Below are 21,964 nucleotides of genomic sequence, written 5' to 3' on the forward strand. Positions count from 1 at the left end.
TCAGCCCTTCCGGGTCAGCAGGGAGGCGGCCGGCGGATCGATGAACAGGACGGTGCGCTTATGCGTCTGCAGGATCGAGGCGGGAGCGAGATTGCTCACCGGCCCTTCCAGCGCCGCCTTCGTCGCCGCCGCCTTGCGCGTGTCGGAGACGGAAAGCACGATCAGTTCGCTCTTCAGGATCTGGCGGATGCTCATCGAGATCGCCTGCTGCGGCACGTCTGCGAAGCTCGGGAACCAGCCTTCGCCGAATTGCTGCTGCCGGCAGGCATCGTCGAGATTGACGACGAGATAAGGCTCTTCGGTGTCGAAATCGGCCGGCGGGTCGTTGAAGGCGAGATGGCAATTCTCGCCGAAGCCCGCGAAGCAGACCGCGATGCGCTTGCCGGCGATCTGCTGGTTGAGCTGCTTCACCGCCGCCGCGGGATCGCCCTCGCCATCGACCGGGATGAAGCTCGGCGCATTCTTCAGCGGCGCCATGAAGCGCTCGCGCAGATAGCGACGGAAGCTCGCCGGATGGCTCTCGGGCAGGCCGACATATTCGTCGAGATGGAAGGCCGTGACCTTCGACCAGTCGATGCCCTCCGCCACCACGAGATGGTTCAGCATCTCGAACTGGCTCGCGCCGGTCGCCACGATGATCGTCGCGGTGCCGTTACGGGCGAGCTCGTCGCGGATCGCCTGGGCGCCCAGCGCCGCCGCCTGCCGGCCGAGCTCGTCCTTGTCGGAGGCGAGATGCATCTCGATCATCGAATTTTGAACCTTTTACGCCAGTAATTTTCCGATATTCTGAGATAGAGCTTATGAAGCTTCGTCCGAAACGCAACGATTAATTTTGAACGCAACCGTTCCGAATAGAGCCCACCTTGTCCCTGCTGACGCTCGACGAATCCCGCCTCGCGCTTGCCCATGACCGTGACTGCGCCCGGATCTACCGACTGATCCTCAACGGCGAGGCGCATTCGCGCACCGATATCGGCCGCATCCTGCAATTGCGCTCGACCAGCGTCTCGCGCGTCGTCGGCGATCTCATCGCGCGCCGCCTCGTCATCGAGGCCGTTGGCGAGGCGAGCGGACGCGGGCGGCCCCCCGCGATCCTCGTCGCCCATACCCGCCGCATCGGCGCCTCCGTGATCTATGTCTCCAGCCAGTCGCTCTCCGGCGCGCTGGTCGATCTCAACGGCCATCTCGTCGCCGAGCGCCGCCGCGCCATCGCAGCCGATGCGGACAATGCCGCCATCGCCGCGGTGATGGCCGAGCTGGCGCGAGACCTTCTCGGCGCGATGCCGCCGGGCATGAGCCATGCCGGCACGGCCGTCTCGCTCTCCGGCCTGATCGATCTGAAGCAGGGCCAATGGCTGCTGGCCTCGCGCTGGCCGCGCATGCGCGGGCTCGACATCGCCTCGGTGCTCGAACCCGTGGCTGGGCCGGTCACGATCTGCCGCAACCTCGATGCCGAATTGCGCGCACGCGCCGCCCGCGAGCCCGAGAATTTCGCAGGCGGGACGATCCTGCTGCACTGGGGTTGGGGCGTCGGCCTTGCCTATGCCGTCGATGGCGAACCCTTCGCGCCGACAGGCTCCTTCGGCGAGATCGGTCATTGGCGCCTCGCGGCGCTGAACGGACGGCGCTGCGGCTGCGGCAACACTGCCTGCCTTGAAACCGGTGCCGCGCTCTGGTCGCTGCTCCCCATGCTGCGCCGGCGCTGGCCTGATCTGGATCAGGATGAGATACGTCTCGCACGGCAGCTCGCCGGCCTCGATCTCCTGTCATTGCCAGAGATCGAAACGGCGGTGGGACTGGTAGCCCGCGCACTCGCCAATGCCTGCCGCATGCTGTTTCCGGCCCGCGTCGCCATCAGCGGCCCCTTCTCAGCCAATCCACAGCTCTGGGCCCGGTTCAACACGCTGTTCCGGGCCGAAGGCACGATGGACGGCTTCGCCGTGCCTGATCTCGCCGGCGCGCCTGCCAGCCATCTCTACGAGATCCATGGCGCCGCCGCGCCGCTGCTCAGCCGCGCGACTGAAGCTCTGCTGCTGGAACAGGCCTGAGCCGGCCGGTCTCCCATGCCGCAGAGCGGTGCCTGCCATGCCCTGGAATCCGCTGGCGCGCCGAAAAGTGGTGTACTAGTATCCCAGCGAAATGCTCCGGATGCCCCACGGCATCGCCACAAGAGAGCGCGCACCCAGGGAGAGATCATGAACCACCTGACACGTCGTACCGTCATGGCCGGAGCGGCCGGCCTCGCCGCGCTGAAGGCCGGCGGAGCGCTGGCGCAGAGCGCGCCCGTCGCGCTCAACATCATCGATGTCGCCGGCAATCTTCAGCTCACGCAGGCGGCCATCGAGAAATTCGCCAAGGACAACCCGAAGCTGATCTCGCGCCTGAATTTCTCGCGTGCGCCCTCTCCGGAACTGCCGGCCAAGCTCAAGGCCCAGCAGGCAGCCAACCGCGTCGATATCGATCTCGTGCTGACCGGCCCCGGCGCCATGTCGGACGGCATCCAGCAGGGGCTCTGGGTCGATGTCTGGAAGTCCCATGCCAAGGACCTGCCGAAGCCAGAGGAGGTCTATCACGAGCAGGCGCTGATGATGCAGCGCAATTTCGGCCAGAACGAAGGCGTCGCGGTGGTCTATTCGCCCTCCGGCCCGCTCTTCGAATACGCCCCCGAGCGTCTCAAGACCGTACCGAAGACGGCCGAGGAACTGCTCGCCTATGTCAAGCAGAACCCGAAGCGCTTCACCTATGCCCGCCCCGTCAATTCCGGCCCCGGCTGGACCTGGCTGCAGGGCCTGCCCTACATTCTCGGCGATGCCGACCCGACCGACCCGATGAAGGGCTGGGACAAGACCTGGGCCTATCTCAAGGAACTCGGCACCGGCGTCGACTATTATCCCGGCGGTACGGCCGCGACGATGAAGGAGCTCGGCGAAGGCACCCGCGACGTCATCGTCTCGACTTTGGGCTGGGACATCAACCCGCGCGTCCTCGGAATCGTGCCGAAGGAAGCCAAGGTCTTCGTCCTCGCCAATACGCACTGGATTCCCGACACCCAGTTCATGTGCATCCCCAAGGGCGTCCCGGCCGACAAGATGCCGGCGCTGGTCGCGCTGATGGCCCATATGCTGAAGCCTGAGGCGCAGGCGGTGACCTACGACAAGGGCTATTTCTATCCGGGCCCGGCGATCAAGGGCGTGACGCTCGCCATGGCGCCGCAGGAAAGCCGCGACATCCTCGCCGAATACGGCCGGCCGGAATATGACGGGCTGATCACCAGTCTGCCGACGAGGCCCCCGCTGACGCCCGAGCGTCTCGTCGCCGCTTTCCGGCGCTGGGACCAGGAAATCGGCGTCGGCCACAACGCACCGCAATAAGGGTCTGTACTCGTCATGGACGCGGTTCTGACGCTGGGCATTTTGGGCGGCGGGCAGGAGCTTAGCCGCAGCAAACCGCCCGGTTTGCAAGGCTATGCGACGCACCAGCCACCCAAAAGGCCCGCGCCCCTGCGGGGTCGGGCGAAAACGCCCGACAGCCGTGTCGGTCCCTTGCCCGATGCCATAAGGCATCGGGCGGCGGGCTCCTCCTTGCTCTCGGACGTTTTGGCCCGATCAGAGCCACGTCCATGACGAGAACAGACCCTTCCATGCGCTTCGCCGCCATCGGCCTCGACCACCGCCATATCTATCATATGGTCGGTGGTCTCCTCGAAGCCGGCGCGACCTGCGTCGGCTTCGATCCCGCGACCAGCGACGAGCGTGTCCTCACCGGCTTTCGCGAGCGCTTCCCGGATCTGGCGGAGAGCACGGCCGATCGGCTGATCGACGATCCCACGATCGACCTGATCGTCTGCGCCGCCATTCCCGCCGAACGGGCCGCCATCGCCATCCAGGCCATGCGGGCCGGCAAGGACGTCATGGTCGACAAGCCCGGCGTCACCTCCTTCGACCAGCTCGCCGCGGTTGAGCAGGCGGTCGCCGAGACCCGGCGCATCTTCTCGATCTGCTTCTCCGAGCGCTTCATAGTCCCCGCGACGATCATCACAGGCAAGCTGATCGCCGACGGCGCGATCGGCCGGGTCGTGCAGACGCTCGGGATGGGTCCACACCGTTTCAACCGCGCGATCCGGCCGGACTGGTTCTTCGACAAGCGCCATTATGGCGGCATCCTCACCGATATCGCCTCACACCAGATCGACCAGTTCCTGCATTTTACCGGCTCCGACGATGCGGAAATCATCGCCTCGGGCGTCGGCCATTTCGGCGGGCCGGACTTCCCCGATTTCGAGGACTTCGGCGAGATTCTGCTGCGCAGCGACAGGGCCGGCGGCTATGTCCGCGTCGACTGGTTCACGGCCGACGGCCTGCCGACCTGGGGTGACGGCCGCCTCACCATCCTCGGCACCGAAGGCACGATCGAACTGCGTAAATATGTCGACATCGCCGGCCGCCCCGGCACAGACCATGTCTTTCTCGTCGACAAGGCCGGCACCCGTCATATCGATGCCGCCAGTGAGCCATTGACCTATTTTCGCAATCTCGTCGCCGATATCGCCAACCGCAGCGAAACCGCGATGAGCCAGCGCCACGCCTTCACCGTCTGCCGGCTCGCACTGGAAGCGCAGGCGAAAGCGGCATGGTTGCCGGCGAAACCAGCCGCTCGCGCTTGAGGAAACTCCCATCATGACACGCAAGCTCGGCATCGCCGTGATCGGGCTCGGCCCCGCCTCCCTGCCGCATTCGAAGAGCCTGCTCGACCTCGCCGATCGCGCCGAGACGCGATGGGCGGTCAGCCGCACGCCGGACCGGGCCAAGGCCTATGCCGCACAGTTCCCCTTCCCGACCACGACCGATCTCGATGCCGTACTGGCTGATCCTGCGGTGGACGCGTGCATCGTACTGACGCCGCCATCGAGCCATCTCGACGTTTCCGCCTTGTGCCTTGAAGCCGGCAAACATGTTCTCGCCGAGAAGCCGCTGGAGCTGACCAGTGAACGCGGCCAGCGCCTCGTCGATACCGCCCGCCGGACGGCCAAGACCTTCGGCGTGACGCTTCAGCATCGCTTCCGCCCGGCAAGCCTGCGCCTCAAAGCCGCCCTCGATTCCGGCGAGCTCGGCACGATCGAAGCCGCCTTCCTCTCCGTGCCGTGGTGGCGCCCGCAGAGCTATTACGACGAGCCCGGCCGAGGCACGCTGGCCCGCGACGGCGGCGGCGTGTTGCTGACGCAGGCGATCCATTCGCTCGACCTGTTCCGCTCGCTCGTCGGGGTTTCCAAGGTCGTCGCGGCGCAGGCCCGCACCACGGCTCTCCACCGCATGGAGACCGAGGACTACGTCTCGGCCCTGCTGGAAACCGGCAACGGCGCCCCCGCCACACTGGTGACGACCACGGCCGCCTATCCCGGCTATCCCGAACGCATCGAGATCACCGGCACCAAGGGCTTTGCCGCCCTGATCGGCGGTCGCCTGCGCCTCGCCTATCTCGACGGGCGCGAGGAGATCGTCGAGGCCGAGGGCTCGACCGGCAGCGGCGCCAACATCATGGATTTCCCGCATGACGCGCACCGCGCCGTCATCGCCGATTTCCTCGATGCGATCGAGCAGGGCCGCGACCCGGTCGTCACCGGAGAGGAAGCGCTGGCCTCGCAAAGGCTGGTCGACGATATCTTGAAGGCTGCCAAGCGCAGCGCCTGAATGGGCGGTCCTTGACTCGCAGGCGATTTATGACGCTCCAAGGGTCGATGCCTGAAGGTTGCCTCGTGAAATCCGCTCTTCCGCCCGATCATCGTCTCGCCTCGGTCAGGGCTGGACGATGAGCATGGTCCTCGCCTGCGATCTCGGTGGCAGCAGCTTCCGCGCCGCGCTGATCGATGGGCATGGTGTGACGAGAGCAGAGCATGCTGTCCCCGGCCCCCTCCTGAACGACCATCTCGACCGCTCGGAAGTGTCAGCACAGGCTTGGTGGGCGCTATTGCTCGAAGCCACCGGCAAACTCGCCGAACAGGCGCCGGAGCTGTTCGCGAGCATCCAGGGCATCGCGATCTGCGGCGTGACCCGGACCCAGGTTTTCCTCGACCGGAATGGTCAGGAACTGCGTCCGGCCATGACCTGGAAGGATGCGCGCTCGGACGGCACCGCCGCCCGCTTGCGCAAAGAACTGGCCGATCATCCCGAGGCCCCCCGCATCAATGCCTTCCACCCGCTCGCGCGCCTCGCCTGGCTGACCGAGGCCGAGCCGGAGAACGTCCGCGCGCTAACCTGTGTGCTGGAGCCCAAGGATTATCTGAACTTCCGGCTGACCGGCCGACAGGCAAGCGACCCGGTCTCGCTGGCACGCCTGATCGCCTGCACCGACAGCGCCAATGGCCGCTCGGGACTTGATGCCATCGACCTGTCGGCAAGCGTGATCCCGGCCATCCTCGAGCCCACCGAGATCGTCGCCTCCGTTCAATCCGATCTGCCCGCACCCTTCGACAAGCTCGCCGGCATCCCCGTCTTCTGCGGCTGCAACGACACCTGGGCAGCGGTCGCGGGGCTCGGCGCGCTGCGACCGGGCTATGCCTACAACATCTCCGGCACCACCGAGGTGCTCGGCGTGCTCGGCCCCGAGCAGGCGGAAGCCGAGGGGCTGATCTCCGTCGACTGGCGCGGCCTCTGGCATCTCGGCGGCCCCAGCCAGAACGGCGCCGACACCGCTGCCTGGCTCGCCGGCCTGCTCGGCGGCAATGGCCCCGTCGGCGACACCATCGAGCGCCTGCTCGCCGGCCCACGCCATCCGCAGCCGCTGATCTTCCTGCCCTATCTGCAGGGCGAGCGCGTGCCTTATTGGGACCCGAACCTGCGCGGCGCCTTCATCGGGCTCGGCCGCCAGCACGGCCCGACCGACCTCGCCTATGCCGTGCTCGAAGGCGTCGCCTGCCAGAACCGGCTCGTGCTGGAACGAGCGGAAGGCGCGCTCGGCAGCCGCGTCGACGAGATCCGTTTCGGCGGCGGCGCCGCCGCCAACCCCGTCTGGGCACAGGTCAAGGCCGATATCTGCGGCCGTCCCATCGCGGTCGGCACGGCCAGGGAACCCGGCCTGCTCGGCGCCGCGATCATCGCCTGGACGGGCCTTGGCCGTTTCACGTCGCTGGAAGCCGCGCAGGGCGCGCTTGTCACGATCGCCCGGCGCTACGAACCCGACCCGGCGCGCCTGCCGGCCTATAACGCGCTCTATGCCCTCTATCGGCAGAGCGAGGCGGCACTCGCGCCGATCTCGGCCGATCTCGTGGCGCTGGCGCAGAACACCGCCGCGTTGCCCGGCCTCGCCAACCTGGCAAGCGCGACGTAAAGGACTGGTCATGCCGACGATTCGAGGACTGACGCCGGCGCGTATGATGGCGAAGAAGGAAAGCTGAGCTTGGGCCGCATCGACCCGCGCGAACTGATCGGACGCTACGGCACGGCGCTCGCCGGCCTCGCGCTGATCCTGTTCTTCCTGATCTTCGCCCCGAATTTCGCCAGCACGATGAACATCATCAACGTGCTGAAGGATACGAGCTTCCTCGCCATCCTCGCGCTCGGCTTCGCGCTGGCCTTCACCGTCGCAGAGCTCGACCTTTCCGTCGCGGAGATGGCGAGCCTCGCGGCGGTCGTCTGCGGCTGGCTCGTCCATGCGCAGTATCCGCCGGCCGTCGCGGTCTCGGCCGCCATCGGTGTCGGCATCGTGCTGGGCACGCTGAACGGCTACGGCGTCACCGTGCTGCGCATTCCCTCGCTGATCATGACGCTCGGCACTGCGGCGATCGCCAAGGGCTTCGCCTTCATGATTACGCAGGGCGTCGCCTTCGTCGGGCGCTGGCCGGTCGGCTTCACCGGGCTTGCCCGCGGGTACACCTTCGGCATCCCCAATCTCGTGCTCTGGATGGCCGGCGCCACGCTCTTCGCCTACGGGCTCGTCAAATGGACGCGGACCGGCGCCCATATGGTCGCGACCGGCGAGGCGGACGAGGCGGCGCGGCTCGCCGGCATCGCCACCGCCCGGATGAAGCGCATCGGACTCTTGCTCTCGGGCGTCTTCGCTGGCCTGATGGCCATGCTGCTCGCCGCCAACCTGTCCTCGGCCGCGCCGAACATGGCCGGCGACTACCTGCTCTATGCCATCGCCGCCGTCCTGCTGGGGATGACCATGTTCGAGCCGGGCAAACCCAACATCCCCGGCACGGTCTTTGCGGCACTCGTACTCAAGGTGCTCGGCAACGGCTTGGTGCTGATGGGCGCGCCCTATTACATCCAGGACATCGTGCTCGGCGCGATCATCATCGGCTCTGTCGCCTTCTCGGCCAGCGCGATGAAGAAGGCGGCGTTCAAGGTCTGATTTCGACAACGACAAACAGAATGAGGGGAGTGGGTTTCATGTTCGGTTTCAGGAAAATACTGATGGCCGCCGCGGCGCTCATCGCGCTCAGCCAATCGGCCGGAGCCTTCGAGCTCGGCATCATCGGGTTCCAGTTCACCTCGGAGACGCATGCCCGCGTCGCCAATGCCGCGGCGGCGGCCGCCAAGGCCAAGGGCTGGAACGTCACGCTGCTGAACTCGGAAGGCGCGCTGCCCAAGCATGCCGAGCAGTTCGACGCGCTGATCGCCAAGAAGGTCGATGCGATCATCATCGCCATGGGTAAGCCGGTCGAGGCCGATGCCCAGTTCAAGGCGGCGAAGGATGCCAAGATCCCGGTCATCACCGTGCAGTCGGGTTCGAGCCCGCATGCGCTCTTCGACATCCAGACCAACGAGTACAAGGTCGGCGCCGATGCCGCGCTCTACCTGCTGGGCCAGCTTGGCTATCAGGGCAACATCGTCTCTGCCCGCTTCGACCTCAACGTCGCCTCGCGAATCCGCGGCCGCCTGCTCGACGCCGTCCTCGCCGAGAACCAGGCGGTGAAGGAGCTCGGCAAGTTCTCGATGGCCCGCACCCAGAGCTGGCGCGACGACGTCCGCGCCGGCATGCAGGCGCTGCTCCTGCAGAACCAGGGCAAGATCAACGGCATCTGGGCCTCGTTCGATGGCCAGGCCTATATCATCGACGACCTGCTGCAGGCTCAGGGCGTGAAGAAGGGCCAGATCCCGCTGGTCTCGGTCGATGGCGGCAAGGAAAGCTATGAGCGCATCGCCGACCCGAACTCGACCTTCATGGCGACCGTCGCGGTGCCCTTCGACGAGATGGGCAAGCAGGCGGTCGACGCGATCCAGGCGATCGTCGTCGAGAAGAAGCCGAAGGAGAGCATCACCTCGGGTCCCTATCTCTTCACGGAAGCCGTGCTGGTCGACAAGAACAACGTCCAGCAGTTCCTCAAGAAGTGAGGACAGCAACCGTCATGCCCGGGCCTGCCCCGGGCGTGGCGGAACCTTGCGGCTGCCAATTCCCGGACAGACCATGACCGATCCCACCCCCCTCCTCTCGCTGCGCGGCATCGGCAAGGCCTATGGCCCTGTCGTCGCCGTGCGCGATGTCGATCTCGACATCTTCAAGGGCGAGGTCGTGGCGCTCTGCGGCGACAACGGCGCCGGCAAGTCGAGCCTGATCAAGGTCATTTCCGGCGCCGAGGAGGCGACGAGCGGAACGATCAGCCTGCGCGGCAAGCCGGTCACCTTCGCCTCGCCGCATGACGCGCTGGAGAACGGCGTCGCGACGATCTACCAGGATCTGGCGCTCGCCTCGCGTCTCTCCATCGCCCAGAACGTCTTCATGGGCTCGGAATTGACCAAGCCCGTGCTGCTGCCCTTCCTGCGCATCCTCGACAAGAAGAAGATGATCGCGGAATCTCAGCGCTATCTCGCGCAGCTCTCGGCCGCCGTCACCGACATGACGCGCCCGGTCGAACGCCTCTCCGGCGGCCAGCGCCAGGCCGTCGCGATCTCGCGCGCGCTGCGCTGGAACGCCGAGATCATCATCATGGATGAACCCACCGCCGCGCTCGGCGTCAAGGAAAGCGCGCTGGTTCTAGACCTCATCCGCAAGCTCAAGGCCGACGGGCGCACCGTCATCCTGATCAGCCACAACATGCGCGACGTGGTCGCGCTGGCCGATCGCGTCGTGATCATGGGCGCCGGCCGCAAATATGTCGACCGACCACTCGGCGACCTCGGCGCCGACGACATCGCCCATCTGATCATGGCCGGCAACGCCAGGGCGGCCTGAGATGCGTGAGACCATCATCATCGATACCGATCCCGGCCAGGACGATGCCGTCGCCCTGCTCCTCGCCTTCGCCAGCGCCGGGCGGATCGATCTCAGGGCGATCACCACCGTCGCCGGCAATGTCCCTGTCGCGCAGACGACAGTGAATGCCCTGCGCATTCGCGATCTCGCCGGCCGTGGCGACATCCCTCTCCATCGCGGCGCCGAAGGCCCACTGGTCTTCGCGCTGGAAACCGCTGAGTTCGTCTGCGGCCCCGACGGGCTCGCCGGTGCCGGTCTGCCCCAGCCGAGGAGCGAGGCAGCACCCGGCCATGCCGTGCAGGCGATCATCGACATCTGCCGTGCGGCTCCCGCGGATGGCATCACGCTCTGCCCGCTCGGGCCGCTGACCAATCTGGCGCTCGCGTTCCGGCTGGCGCCCGACATCCTGCCCAAGGTGAAGCGTATCATCCTGATGGGCGGCGCCATCGGCATCGGCAACATGACGCCCGCCGCCGAATTCAACACCTATGTCGATCCGCATGCTGCAGCGGTCGTGTTCGATTCCGGCCGGCCTATCGTGATGTTCGGCCTCGGCGTCACGCTGCAGGCCATCGCCAGCCATGATCAGGTCGCCCGCATCGGCGCGCTCGGCACCGCCACGGGAAAAGCCGTTCACGGCATGCTGACGCGCCCGCGCCCCGGCGGGCTCGGCTCGAACGGCCACCCGATGCACGACCCCTGCGTCATCGCCTACCTGCTCTGGCCGGAATTGTTCGAGGGCCGCGACTGCTTCGTCGCCATCGAGACCGGCGACGGCCCCTTGCGCGGGCGCACCACGATCGACTGGAACGGCCGCCTCAGACGCGAGCCCAACGCCCATGTCGTCGCGACCGTGAAGGCCCATGACCTGTTCGAGCGGATGATCGAACGCCTCGCCACGTTGCCTTGAGAGATCAGACCATGCCGCATTTCGTCGAAGCGCTGCAGCAGGAAGCGGCGGAAGCCATTGCGCAGATGCAGGAAGCGGCTTTGCGTGCCCGCCACGCCCATGCCCGCGCCGAACTGATGCGTCACATGCTGACCACGGCTCGCAAGGTGAAAGACAAGCCGAAGGCCGAGGCCGTCGAGACCGTCGTGGGCGAATGGATGGACGCCTGGAATCTCGGCCGCAGCGACTGGCCGCATATCGCGCGCGAGATGGAGGCCTTCACCGAGGCCTTCCACGATTACGCCAATGATTCGAGCGATGCGCATGACATTCGCCTGCAGGAAGCCTGCGCAACGCTCGACACCGTGCTGGAGCAGGAGGGAACCTCGATCTCCGACCAGATGGCCTTCCGCTCGCAATGCGCCCATGGCTGGTGGGAGCAGGTCAAGCCCGTCCCCGCCGACCTGCCCGGCCGCAAGCCGCGCCCGTCCGTGCTGACGCTTGAATCCGGCAAAGCATTTTGGGAAGCCGGCTGCGCCGACTTCTGCCGCTGAGCCGTTTGTAAGAGCAACACGCCGTCATCCCGGACAAGCCGCGAAGCGGCGCCGATCCGGGATCCATTCCGGAGCGCTTCCGTTGGAGGTTCGGGAATGGATCCCGGGTCTCCGCTGCGCTCCGCCCGGGATGACCAGCGATAACCTCACGCAGCTCGAAGAGCNCCGGAGCGCTTCCGTTGGAGGTTCGGGAATGGATCCCGGGTCTCCGCTGCGCTCCGCCCGGGATGACCAGCGATAACCTCACGCAGCTCGAAGAGCGTTACGGCAGCCGCTGGTTCTCGAAAAAGCCGTCCAGCGGGATCTGGGTCGTCTTCTCGAAATCGTCCATCGCGTCGAGCAGGCGCTGGCGATAGTTGAGCAGCGCCAGCAGCAACTGCGCCGCATCGCGCGACAATCCATAGCGCGCCCAGCTTTCGGAGGTACGACGCTCCAGCCCGATCTGGTCGCCGAAAGCCTCGACCGTCTCGAAGCCGAGGCCCTGCACCACCTCAAGCAATTCCTCGGCCGACATGCGCGGCTTCACGACATGGGAATGCACCCGCTCCAGCATGAGGCGGATGTCGGAGGGCCGGAACTGCAGGGAGTTGCGCGCGAACTGCTCGAAATTATTGGCCATGGCGTCTCTCCGGTTCGGCTCCCTCTGCCGCCTGTTTCCCGCTACCGGCCAGCAGGGCCTCGGCAGCGCCTTCATCGGTTATCAGCACCTTCGCGGCACTCGCCCGCAAGGCCGCGCGGATCGCGTGTTCCTTATGGGCGCCGCCGGCCGCAATCGCGACAAGGCCGATGCCCCTGAGATCGGCCGGGCTTACCGCCATGATACGCCGGTTCACCGGATGGTCCACCAGCTCGCCCTCGGCATCGATGAAATGGCAGACGAGGTCGCCGACCGCCCCGGCCTTCCTCAAGCCGGCCAGATCCGATTGCGGCAAGAGCCCCTCGCGGAACAGCGTCGAGTCCGGCACCAGATCGCCGACGCTCACCAGCGCGACATCGGCTGCGCGTGCCCGGTCGAGCAGGTCCCGCAGGGTCGGCTCGCGCCAGAGCGCATCGCGGATCTCGGCATTCGAGACGAAGACCGGCGCAGTTAGCTGGAAGCAGTCGGCACCGAACATGTCGGCGACGCGGCGCGCCACCGCCGAGGGATTGATGCTGCGCGAATGGGTGAGGCCACCGAGCAGGGACACCACCGACATCGCCTCGACCTGGCGCGGCTGCATGCCCCGGAGCGCCAGATGCAGGGTCTGCCCCCAGCCGACTGCCAGCGACATGTTGTCGGTGAGCTTGTCGGAGAGCCACAAGCCGGCGGCATAGCCGACCAGCGCCGAGACGCTGGCCGCATCGCGCGCCGCCGGTACGACCACCGCCTCCTTCAGGCCAAAAGCCGTGACGAGCCCACGTTCAAGCCCCGCCTGCCGGGCCGAGCGCGCATCGATTCTGATCTTGACGAGCCCCTCGCTGCGCGCCGCCGCCAGCATGCGGATCACCTTGATCCGGCTCAGGCCGAGCGCCTCGGCGATCTGCTCCTGGGTCAGGCCCTCGACATAATAGAGCCAGGCGGCGCGGACCTTCGCCTCCGCCACCGGCATCTCACCCTGAACCAGCCCTGCTCCGAATGCGTCTTCCACGAGCGCTCCCTGCCGCGCCGTCTCGGGCGCTTCCGCCAGCATCACCGCATCCCACGGTCCAAGGCAACCCGTTTGAACATCTGTGCGCTTGACAGGACGAATGACATGTTCTTTTGTTCCTACATAAGAACATATGTCCTAGGGAGTGATATCGACGATGGCCGCGATCCAGCCGCAGCCGCCTTTGGGCGCGCCCGTCGCCGGTCTGTCCCTGGCCGAAGCCCTCGAATTGCGCGCCAGGGCCGGCAAGCCGGTCCGCGTCGGCCTGATCGGCGCCGGCCAGATGGGCACCGACATCGTCGTCCAGATCTCGCAGATGACCGGCATCGAGATCGCCGCCGTCGCCGATATCGCACCGGATCGCGTCGCCGAGGCTGCCGCGCTTGCCGGGCGCAAGGGCGATGTCGACAACGTCAGAGACGAGGCCGGGCTCGATGCCAGCAGACGCAAGCGCCGCATCGCCGCCACGACCTCGCTCGACCTGATCTGCCGCTCGCCCAACGTTGACGTCATCATTGACGCCACCGGCAATCCCGAAGCCGGCTCGCGCGTCGCGCTGACGGCCATCGCCGCGCGCAAGCATATCGTGATGATGAATGTCGAGGCCGACATCACCATCGGCTCCTATCTCGCGGTCGAGGCGGCCAAGGCCGGCGTCGTCTACACGCTCGGCGCCGGCGACGAGCCCGCCGCCGCGATGGAGCTGATCAATTTCGTCCGCGCCATGGGCTATCCGGTGGTCGCTGCCGGCAAGGGCAAGAACAACCCGTTCCGCATCGACGCCGTACCGGCCGATTATGTCGAGGAAGCCACGCGCCGGAACATGAATCCCCGCATGCTCGTCGAGTTCGTCGACGGCTCGAAGACGATGGTCGAGATGGTCGCCATCGCCAATGCCTGCGGCTTCGTGCCGGATATCCCCGGCATGCACGGCCCGGCCGCTCCCAAGGACGAACTCCAGAACTATTTCTGCCCGAAGGAGGAAGGCGGCCTGCTCTCCCGGAAGGGCATCGTCGATTTCTCGGTGGCAAAGGGCGTCGCGCCCGGCGTCTTCGCCATCACCGAGATGCGCCATCCCCGCGTCCGCGAGCGGATGAGCGACCTGCATCTCGGCCCCGGCCCCTATTATTCCTTCTTCCGGCCCTATCACCTGACGAGCCTGGAAGTGCCGCTCTCGGCCGCCGCCGCCGTCATCTTCAACCAGAGCCATATGCGCCCGCTGCCGGTGCCGACCTCGGAAGTCGGCTGCGTCGCCAAGCGCGATCTCGCGGCCGGCGAGACGCTCGATGCCATCGGCGAATACGGCTATCGCGGCTTCGCCCTCTCCCGCGCCGATGCCCAGGCGCGCAAGGCGCTGCCGATCGGCCTCGCCCAGGGCGCGACCATGACGCGGCCCGTCCGCAAGGGCGAACTCATCACGCTGTCCGACGCCACGCCCGACGAGCGATTGAAGATCGTCGAAGTGCGCCGCGCCCAGGACGCGATGATCGCCGCGCTGACCACCGGAGCCCATTCATGAGCGCTGACCAGAAGCCGAACCAGCGGCCGGAACTCGCCGCGCTCGACGACGCGACGGTGGCGCAGGCGCTGACCCGGATGCACCTGATCCGCAAGTTCGAGGAGGCGGCCGAGGCGAGCTATATGCGCGGCCTGATCCACGGCACGATGCATCTGTCGATCGGCCAGGAAGCCAGCGCCGTCGGCACGACGCTGCCGCTCGAAGCGCACGACTACATCCTCTCGACCCATCGCGGCCATGGCCACTGCATTGCCCGCGGCGCCGAGCCCAGGCTGATGTTCGCCGAGTTCTTCGGCAAGGAGACCGGCTACTGCAAGGGCCGCGGCGGCTCGATGCATATCGCCGATGTCGAGGGCGGCAATCTCGGCGCCAACGGCATCGTCGGCGGCGGCCTGCCGATCGCGGTCGGCGTCGGTATGAGCATCAAGGCCCAGAAGAACGGCCGGGTCTGCATGGTCTTCTTCGGCGACGGCGCCTCGAACGAGGGCGCCTTCCACGAGGCGCTCAACATGGCCTCGATCTGGAAGCTACCGGTCGTCTTCGTCTGCGAGAACAACAAATACGGCATGTCGATGGATATCGGCCGCGCCATGGCGGTGCCGAACGTCGCCGACCGCGCGAGCGCCTACGGCATGCCCGGCCATTGCCTCGATGGTAACGACCTTGCCGGCGTCGCGGCCGTCGCGAAGGTCGCGATCGCGCGTGCCCGCTCCGGCGAAGGCCCCTCGCTGATCGAGTGCAAGACCTATCGCTGGCGCGGCCATTCCAAGAGCGACCGGAACCTCTACCGCTCCAAGGAGGAGATCGAGGAATGGCGCAACCAGGACCCGATCCGGCGGCTGGAGGACGAGCTCAAGGCGCATGACCGCTTCGACGCTGCCGCGCTGATGAAGCTCGAAGAGGACGCCCAGCGCGACATCGACGCCGCCGTCGAATTCGCCCGCGCCTGCCCGGACCCCGATCCGAAAGACCTGACCCGTGACGTCTATGCCCTCTGACACGCTCGAAGCCGTGAGCGAGATCCGCGAGCTCTCCTATGCCGAGGCCGTGCGCGAGGCGCTCGCTCAGGCCATGGAGGCAGACGAGCGCGTCTTCCTGTTCGGGGAGGATGTCGGCGTCTATGGCGGCGCCTTCGGCGTCTCCGGTGATCTCGTCCACCGCTTCGGCAAGGAGCGGGTCATCGACACGCCGATCAGCGAGCTCGGTATCGCCGGGGCAGCGGTCGGCGCGGCCATCACCGGCATGCGCCCGGTGCTGGAGATCCAGTTCTCGGATTTCGTCACGCTCGCGATGGAGCAGCTCGTCAATCAGGCGGCCAAGATCCGCTTCATGTTCGGCGGCAAGGCGAGTGTGCCGATGGTGGTGCGCTTGCCCGGCGGTTCAGGTACGGGTGCGGCCGCCCAGCACAGCCAGAGCCTGGAAGCCTGGTTCGCCCATGTGCCGGGCCTCAAGGTTCTCCAGCCGAGCACACCGCATGACGCCAAGGGCATGCTGCTCGCCGCGATCGACGATCCCAACCCCGTCCTGATCTTCGAGCATAAGCTGCTCTACAAGACCAAGGGCCACGTTCCCGCCGAGGCCTATCGCGTTCCGATCGGCAAGGCCGCGATCCGCCGCGAGGGCACGGACCTCACCATCGTCGGCTCCTCGATCATGGCCCTCAAGGCGGAGGCCGCCGCCGAGCGTCTGGCCAGCGAAGGCATCTCGGCCGAAGTGATCGACCTGCGCTCGATCCGCCCGATCGACTTCACCACCATCGCCGAGAGCGTGCGCAAGACGCATCGCCTGCTCGTCGTCTACGAGGGCGTGAAAACCATGGGCATCGGTGCCGAGATTTCGGCGATGATCGCCGAGAGCGAGGTCTTCGATTTCCTCGACGCGCCGATCATCCGGCTCGGCGGCGCCGATGCGCCGATCCCCTACAACCCTGTGCTGGAGAAGGCGGCCGTCCCGCAGGAGGACGACATCGTCACCGCCGCCACCAACCTCGTCCGCCGCGGGGAAGCCTGATGCCCATCGAGGTCATCCTTCCCAAGGTCGACATGGACATGGAGACGGGCACGATCGAGGCCTGGCATGTCAAGGAAGGCGATCTGGTCCGCCAGGGCGACACCATCTTCGAGATCGGCACCAACAAGGCCGTGATGGAGGTCGAGGCCCCCGCCAGCGGCGCGATCCGGAACATCAAGGCTGAGACCGGCGTGCCGATCTCGGTCGGAACCCCCGTTGCGTGGATCTACCTCGACGGTGAGGCCGCCACCACGCCGTCCGAGCCGGCAGCCGCTGCGGCTACCGTGGCGGCTGCCACATCGCTTCCGAAAGCAGAGGCGCAGGTCGCTCCAGTGATGGCGGCTGCTCCCACTTCGTCAGGGCTGCGCGCCACCCCGCTCGCCCGCCGCATCGCCCGCCAGAACGCGCTCGACCTGAAGACCGTGACCGGCACCGGCCCACGCGGACGCATCGGCGAAGCGGATGTGACACGCCATCTGGAACAACGGCCTCGCTGCACTCCGGCACAGGACGCGCGCCCCGCGCCGACTCTTTCAACGAATGTTTCCGAAGGTCGCCTGCAACCCTTCTCAGCGATCCGTCGCATCGTCGCGAACCGGCTCTCCGAGAGCATGCGCACCGCGCCGCATTTCTATCTCACCTCCGAGATCGAGATGAGCGCCGCGCGCGACCTGCTCGGGCGCCTCGCCAAACGTCACGAGCGCATCGGCGCGCCGAAGCCCAGCCTCACCGTGCTGATTGCCCGCATCGTCGCCCGCGCCCTGCGCGACCACCCGGTCATCAACGCATCCGTCGAAGGTGAGGCGACCCGCTTCCATGAGCGTATCGATATCGGCATTGCCATGGAGCGCGACGGCGACCTCGTCGTGCCCGTGCTGCGCGATGCCGGCGGCATGGACATGCCGGCCATGACCCGCGAATTCGCCAGATTGCGCGAGGGCATGGCCAAGCGCACGCTGACCCCGGCCGAACTCGGCGGCGGCACCTTCACCATCTCCAATCTCGGCATGTACGGCGTCGACTCGTTCACCGCGATCATCAATCCGCCGCAGGGCGCGATCCTCGCCGTCGGCCGCACCGTCGACAAGCCGGTCGGGCGCAATGGCCAGATCGTGCTCAGGCCGATGGCGAATTTCACGCTGTCCTCGGATCACCGCATCGTCGACGGCGTCGCGGCGGCCAGATTCATGGCCGATCTGCGCGAGGCCCTTGAAAATCCCGAGCTGCTTCTGTGAAGGAAGATGGCAGCCGGTCGCCGCAGCGCGGATGATCGGCAGGAAACGAACTGACACGAAGATCGACCGGCGCATCTGGCGTAAAGGTTGGCATCGCGACAACGGAGGAGACGAGATCATGACCCTGACACGACGCCGCTTCACGCGACACGGCCTGATGATGACCGCCGCGGCCGCCCTGCTCGCCGCCGCACCCGCCCTCGCACAGGTTCCCTCGGGCAAGCTGGTGCTCTACACCTCCCAGCCCGAGAAGGACGCGGCGCAGACCACCGCCGCCTTCAAGAAGGCCTATCCCAATGTCGAGATCGAGATCTTCCGCTCCGGCACGACCGAGGTGATGGGCAAGCTCGCCGCCGAAATTTCGGCGGGTCAGCCCGGTGCCGATGTCCTCCTGATCGCCGATGCCGCGAGCATGGAAATCCTGAAGGGCCAGAAGCAGCTCCTCGCCTATCCCGGCGCCAGGACCGACGGCCTCCAGCCCGGCTCCTTCGACGCCGACAAGACCTATTTCGGCTCGAAGCTGATCACCACCGGCATCGCCTACAACACCGGCGCCAAGGAGAAGCCGTCCTCCTGGACCGATCTCGACAAGCCCGCCTACAAGGGCCAGATCTCGATGCCGAGCCCGCTCTATTCCGGCGCGGCCGCGATCATGCTCTCGACCATGACGGCGCGCCCCGATCTCGGCTGGAAGCTGTTCGAGGGGCTGAAGGCCAACGAGGCCGTCGCCGTGCGCGGCAACGGCGCCGTCTTGAAATCCGTCGCGACCGGCGAGAAGGCCTATGGCGTTCTGGTCGACTTCATGGCCTTCAACGCCAAGAAGCAGGGCTCGCCGATCGAGTTCGTCTTCCCGAAGGAAGGCGCGCCTGCGGTGACCGAGCCCGTCGCGATCGTGAAGACCACGAAGAACGAGGCCGCCGCAAAAGCCTTCGTCGACTTCATCCTCTCCGATGACGGCCAGAAGCTCGCGCTCGCCATGGGCTATATCCCCGCCAAGCCCGGCATTGGCTCGCCCGCCTGGCTGCCGGAAGGCACCAAGATCAACGTCATGGCCTCCGATATCGCGGCCGTGGTCAAGGCGACCGAGGCCGACAAGGCTCGCTTCGCCACGATGTTCGGCAACTGAGCCCGGACGCAGTGCGCATGTCCCTCGCCGATCCCGCGACGCTGCGCACGCGCGTCGAGGAGACGGGCCTCCTCTGGGGGCTCGTCGGCCTCGTCGCGCTGCTGTCGCTGCTGCCGATCGGGCGCCTGATCGTCGAGGGCCTCGCCCCCGGCGGCCAGCTCTCGGCGACGGCGCTCGGCAAGGTCATGGCAAGCCCGGCGACCTGGACGGCGACCTGGAACAGCCTCACCACCGCCATTGCCGGTACGATCCTCGCGACGTTGATCGGTGGCACGGTGGCACTGCTGGCGACGCTGACCGATATCCGCGCCCGCAACGCCTTCACCTTCTGCTTCGTCCTGCCGCTGATGATCGCGCCGCAGGTCACGGCGCTCGCCTGGCTCCAGCTCTTCGGCCCGTCGAGCACGCTGCTCAAGCTCATCGGCATGGCGCCGCCGCTCGGCAGCCGCAACCCGCTCTATTCGCGCGAAGGCATCATCCTGCTGCTCGGCCTGCAATATGCGCCTCTGGTCTTCCTGACCCTGCGCGCGGGCCTGCGCGCCCTGCCGAAGGAGCTGATCGAGGCCGGCCTCGCCGCCGGTGCGAGCCCGTTCACGGTCCTGCGCACAGTCGTCCTGCCGCTGATGACGCCGCCGCTCGTCGCCGGCATTGCGCTTTGCTTCGTCTCCAGTCTCGGCAATTTCGGCATTCCGGCATTCCTCGGCATTCCCGGCAATTTCCTGGTCCTGCCGACGCTGATCTACCAGCGCCTCGCGGGCCTCGGCCCCGGCGTGCTCTCCGAGGTCGCGATCCTCTCCCTGCTGATCGGCGTGATCGCGATGGCCGGCATCCTCCTGCAGGACCTGATGCTGCGCCGCCGCGATTTCCGGATCACCACGACCTCGAGCGCCGCACGCCCCTTCGAACTCGGCCGCTGGCGCCGGCCGGTCGAGATCGGCTTGTGGAGCTTCGCGATCCTCGTGCTCGCCATGCCGTTCCTCGGCCTGCTCTCGACCTCGCTGATCCCCGCCTTCGGCGTGCCGCTCAACGCGAAGACCGCGACGCTCGCCAACTACGCCTATGTGCTGTTCGAGCACGCCGCCTCGAAGCGCGCCTTCGTCAATTCCTTCCTGATGTCGGCGGGCGCGGCGACCCTGATCGTGCTGATCTGCGTGCCGCTCGGCTATTTCATCGTCTGGAAGAAATCCCGCGCCCTGCGCCTGCTCAATCTCGCGGCCGAACTGCCCTACGCCATGCCGGGCGTCGTGCTCGCCATCGCCGCGATCCTGCTCTTCCTCAAGCCGCTGCCGGTGCTGAACGTCTCGCTCTACAACACGATCTGGATCATCGTCTTCGCCTATCTCGCCCGCTTCCTGGTGCTGGGCCTGCGCCCCGTCATCAGCGGCTACCTCCAGATCGACCGCACCCTGGAGGAGGCCGCCCAGATCGCGGGAGCCGGCCTGCCGCGCCGGCTCGTCACCATCATCTTTCCGTTGGTCGCGCCGGCGGCCGTGGCGGGCGCGCTCCTGGTCTTCCTCACCGCCTTCAACGAGCTCACCGTCTCGGCCCTGCTCTGGTCGTCAGGCGCGGAAACGCTGGGCGTCGTCGTCTTCTCCTTCGAGCAGGGCGGCGATTCCACCTATGCCTCGGCGCTGGCCGCCGTGACCGTGCTCGTCACGATCGGCCTGATGGCATCGACGACCCTCTTCGCCCAGAAACTGCCCCAGGGAGTCCTGCCGTGGCGCGACTGACCATCGACCGCGCGCAGAAGCGCTTCGGCTCCTATCTCGCGCTCGACGACGTCTCGATCGCGGTCGAGGACGGCGAGTTCCTGGCCGTGCTCGGCCCCTCCGGTTGCGGCAAGACCACGCTGCTGCGCCAGATCGCGGGCTTCGACAAGCTCGACGGCGGCCGGATCAGCATCGGCGACCGGCTCGTCTCCTCGGCCGAAACCCATATTCCGCCCGAGCATCGCAAGCTCGGTATCGTCTTCCAGTCCTATGCGCTCTGGCCGCATATGACGGTGGCGGAGAACGTCGCCTATGGACTCACCGTCGCCGGCGTGCGTGACCCCGAACGGGCCAAGCGCGTCGCCGCGGCGCTCGACCTCGTCGGGCTGAACGGTTTTGCGGAACGCCGGCCCGGCCTGCTCTCCGGCGGCCAGCGCCAGCGCGTCGCGCTCGCCCGCTGCCTTGTCACCGAGCCTTCGCTGGTGCTGCTCGACGAGCCGCTCGCCAATCTCGATGTCCATCTGCGCGCCTCGATGGAGGAGGAGTTCTCGCGCTTCCACGAGCGCACCGGCACGACCATGGTCTACATCACCCATGACCAGGCCGAGGCCATGGCGCTGGCCGATCGCATCGCCGTGATGGATCGCGGTCGCCTGCTCCAGCTTGCGACGCCCTCGCTGCTCTATCGCGAACCCGCCAACGTGACCGTCGCCGGCTTCATCGGCGAAGGCATGGTGCTGCCGGCAACGATCCTCACCGCGCCTCAAGCTGGCCATTGCAAGGTCAGCGTGCTCGGCGTCGAGGCGATGGTGCGCTGCCGGCCCGACCAAGCCGTTACCGGCCAGGCAAAACTCTGCCTGCGCGCCCGCGATATCGGTATCGCCTCAACCGGGCAGGAAGGCCTCCCGGCCACGGTCGAGCGCCTGTCCTATCAGGGTGGCTTCTTCCGCATGGAGGCGCGGCCCGCCAACAACCAGGACATCGTCCTGCATCTCGACGCGGCCGAGCCCGCTCCAGCCCAGGCCGGGGAGACGATCCGCATCGCCATCACCGACGGCTGGGTCATCCCGGAGAGCATCCCCCTGGACAAGGCTGCGTGAGAC

Annotated in this window: 20 protein-coding genes; 17 read left to right on the forward strand and 3 right to left on the reverse strand. The window is 67.0% G+C overall.

What is annotated here, in order from left to right:
• Positions 1-747, reverse strand: a complete 747-nt coding sequence (locus Q9235_RS20575) for a glucosamine-6-phosphate deaminase (protein WP_306223673.1) — start codon at positions 745-747, stop codon at positions 1-3.
• 116 nt (positions 748-863) lie between these two features.
• On the opposite strand from Q9235_RS20575, the gene Q9235_RS20580 reads away from it, so the two are divergent.
• The 10 genes from Q9235_RS20580 to Q9235_RS20625 all read left to right on the forward strand — a co-directional run bounded on the left by Q9235_RS20580 (position 864) and on the right by Q9235_RS20625 (position 11,634).
• Positions 864-2,048, forward strand: coding sequence for an ROK family protein (locus Q9235_RS20580; protein ID WP_306223674.1), 1,185 nt, complete (start codon positions 864-866; stop codon positions 2,046-2,048).
• Positions 2,049-2,195: 147 nt separating this feature from the next.
• Positions 2,196-3,371 carry an extracellular solute-binding protein gene (locus Q9235_RS20585; protein ID WP_306223675.1) on the forward strand — a complete coding sequence of 392 codons (1,176 nt, stop codon included), beginning with the start codon at positions 2,196-2,198 and terminating at the stop codon, positions 3,369-3,371.
• 248 nt (positions 3,372-3,619) lie between these two features.
• Entirely contained in the window at positions 3,620-4,663 is a 1,044-nt protein-coding gene (locus Q9235_RS20590) for a Gfo/Idh/MocA family protein (protein WP_306223676.1), read from the forward strand.
• Between the two features lie 13 nt (positions 4,664-4,676).
• Positions 4,677-5,687, forward strand: a complete 1,011-nt coding sequence (locus Q9235_RS20595) for a Gfo/Idh/MocA family protein (protein WP_306223677.1) — start codon at positions 4,677-4,679, stop codon at positions 5,685-5,687.
• A 118-nt stretch (positions 5,688-5,805) separates the two neighbouring features.
• Positions 5,806-7,323 (forward strand): xylulokinase, encoded by a 1,518-nt coding sequence (locus tag Q9235_RS20600; RefSeq protein WP_306223678.1) that lies wholly within the window; start codon positions 5,806-5,808, stop codon positions 7,321-7,323.
• Positions 7,324-7,392: 69 nt separating this feature from the next.
• Positions 7,393-8,349: an ABC transporter permease gene (locus Q9235_RS20605; RefSeq protein ID WP_306223679.1), complete on the forward strand. Its 957-nt coding sequence runs from the start codon at positions 7,393-7,395 to the stop codon at positions 8,347-8,349.
• Between the two features lie 62 nt (positions 8,350-8,411).
• Complete coding sequence (locus tag Q9235_RS20610; protein WP_306223680.1) at positions 8,412-9,332, forward strand: sugar ABC transporter substrate-binding protein; 921 nt, start codon at positions 8,412-8,414, stop codon at positions 9,330-9,332.
• Between the two features lie 73 nt (positions 9,333-9,405).
• Positions 9,406-10,170, forward strand: coding sequence for an ATP-binding cassette domain-containing protein (locus Q9235_RS20615; RefSeq protein WP_306223681.1), 765 nt, complete (start codon positions 9,406-9,408; stop codon positions 10,168-10,170).
• A gap of 1 nt (position 10,171) precedes the next feature.
• Positions 10,172-11,101 (forward strand): nucleoside hydrolase, encoded by a 930-nt coding sequence (locus Q9235_RS20620; protein WP_306223682.1) that lies wholly within the window; start codon positions 10,172-10,174, stop codon positions 11,099-11,101.
• 11 nt (positions 11,102-11,112) lie between these two features.
• Positions 11,113-11,634, forward strand: coding sequence for a hypothetical protein (locus tag Q9235_RS20625; RefSeq protein ID WP_306223683.1), 522 nt, complete (start codon positions 11,113-11,115; stop codon positions 11,632-11,634).
• Between the two features lie 262 nt (positions 11,635-11,896).
• Here the strand turns inward: Q9235_RS20625 and Q9235_RS20630 are convergent, their stop codons facing one another.
• Together Q9235_RS20630 and Q9235_RS20635 are read right to left on the reverse strand one after the other, a co-directional pair.
• Complete coding sequence (locus Q9235_RS20630; protein WP_306223684.1) at positions 11,897-12,253, reverse strand: hypothetical protein; 357 nt, start codon at positions 12,251-12,253, stop codon at positions 11,897-11,899.
• The gene (locus Q9235_RS20635; protein ID WP_306223685.1) at positions 12,243-13,304 is read right to left on the reverse strand and encodes a sugar-binding transcriptional regulator; all 1,062 of its coding nucleotides are present in this window, start codon (positions 13,302-13,304) and stop codon (positions 12,243-12,245) included. Before Q9235_RS20635 ends, Q9235_RS20630 begins: the two co-directional genes overlap by 11 nt.
• 115 nt (positions 13,305-13,419) lie before the next feature.
• On the opposite strand from Q9235_RS20635, the gene Q9235_RS20640 reads away from it, so the two are divergent.
• From Q9235_RS20640 to Q9235_RS20670, 7 genes are all read left to right on the forward strand, one after another.
• The gene (locus tag Q9235_RS20640; protein WP_306223686.1) at positions 13,420-14,781 is read left to right on the forward strand and encodes an NAD(P)H-dependent oxidoreductase; all 1,362 of its coding nucleotides are present in this window, start codon (positions 13,420-13,422) and stop codon (positions 14,779-14,781) included.
• Entirely contained in the window at positions 14,778-15,779 is a 1,002-nt protein-coding gene (locus Q9235_RS20645; protein ID WP_306223687.1) for a thiamine pyrophosphate-dependent dehydrogenase E1 component subunit alpha, read from the forward strand. Before Q9235_RS20640 ends, Q9235_RS20645 begins: the two co-directional genes overlap by 4 nt.
• Positions 15,769-16,791, forward strand: a complete 1,023-nt coding sequence (locus tag Q9235_RS20650) for an alpha-ketoacid dehydrogenase subunit beta (RefSeq protein WP_306223688.1) — start codon at positions 15,769-15,771, stop codon at positions 16,789-16,791. The genes Q9235_RS20645 and Q9235_RS20650 overlap by 11 nt, the downstream gene beginning before the upstream one ends.
• Positions 16,791-18,026 (forward strand): dihydrolipoamide acetyltransferase family protein, encoded by a 1,236-nt coding sequence (locus Q9235_RS20655; RefSeq protein WP_306223689.1) that lies wholly within the window; start codon positions 16,791-16,793, stop codon positions 18,024-18,026. Before Q9235_RS20650 ends, Q9235_RS20655 begins: the two co-directional genes overlap by 1 nt.
• Before the next feature lie 118 nt (positions 18,027-18,144).
• Positions 18,145-19,152 (forward strand): ABC transporter substrate-binding protein, encoded by a 1,008-nt coding sequence (locus Q9235_RS20660; RefSeq protein ID WP_306223690.1) that lies wholly within the window; start codon positions 18,145-18,147, stop codon positions 19,150-19,152.
• Between the two features lie 17 nt (positions 19,153-19,169).
• Positions 19,170-20,882, forward strand: a complete 1,713-nt coding sequence (locus Q9235_RS20665; protein ID WP_306223691.1) for an ABC transporter permease — start codon at positions 19,170-19,172, stop codon at positions 20,880-20,882.
• Positions 20,870-21,961: an ABC transporter ATP-binding protein gene (locus tag Q9235_RS20670; RefSeq protein ID WP_306223692.1), complete on the forward strand. Its 1,092-nt coding sequence runs from the start codon at positions 20,870-20,872 to the stop codon at positions 21,959-21,961. Before Q9235_RS20665 ends, Q9235_RS20670 begins: the two co-directional genes overlap by 13 nt.
• Positions 21,962-21,964: the final 3 nt, after the last annotated feature.

It is taken from the genome of Bosea beijingensis, from assembly GCF_030758975.1.
Lineage (GTDB): Bacteria > Pseudomonadota > Alphaproteobacteria > Rhizobiales > Beijerinckiaceae > Allobosea > Allobosea beijingensis.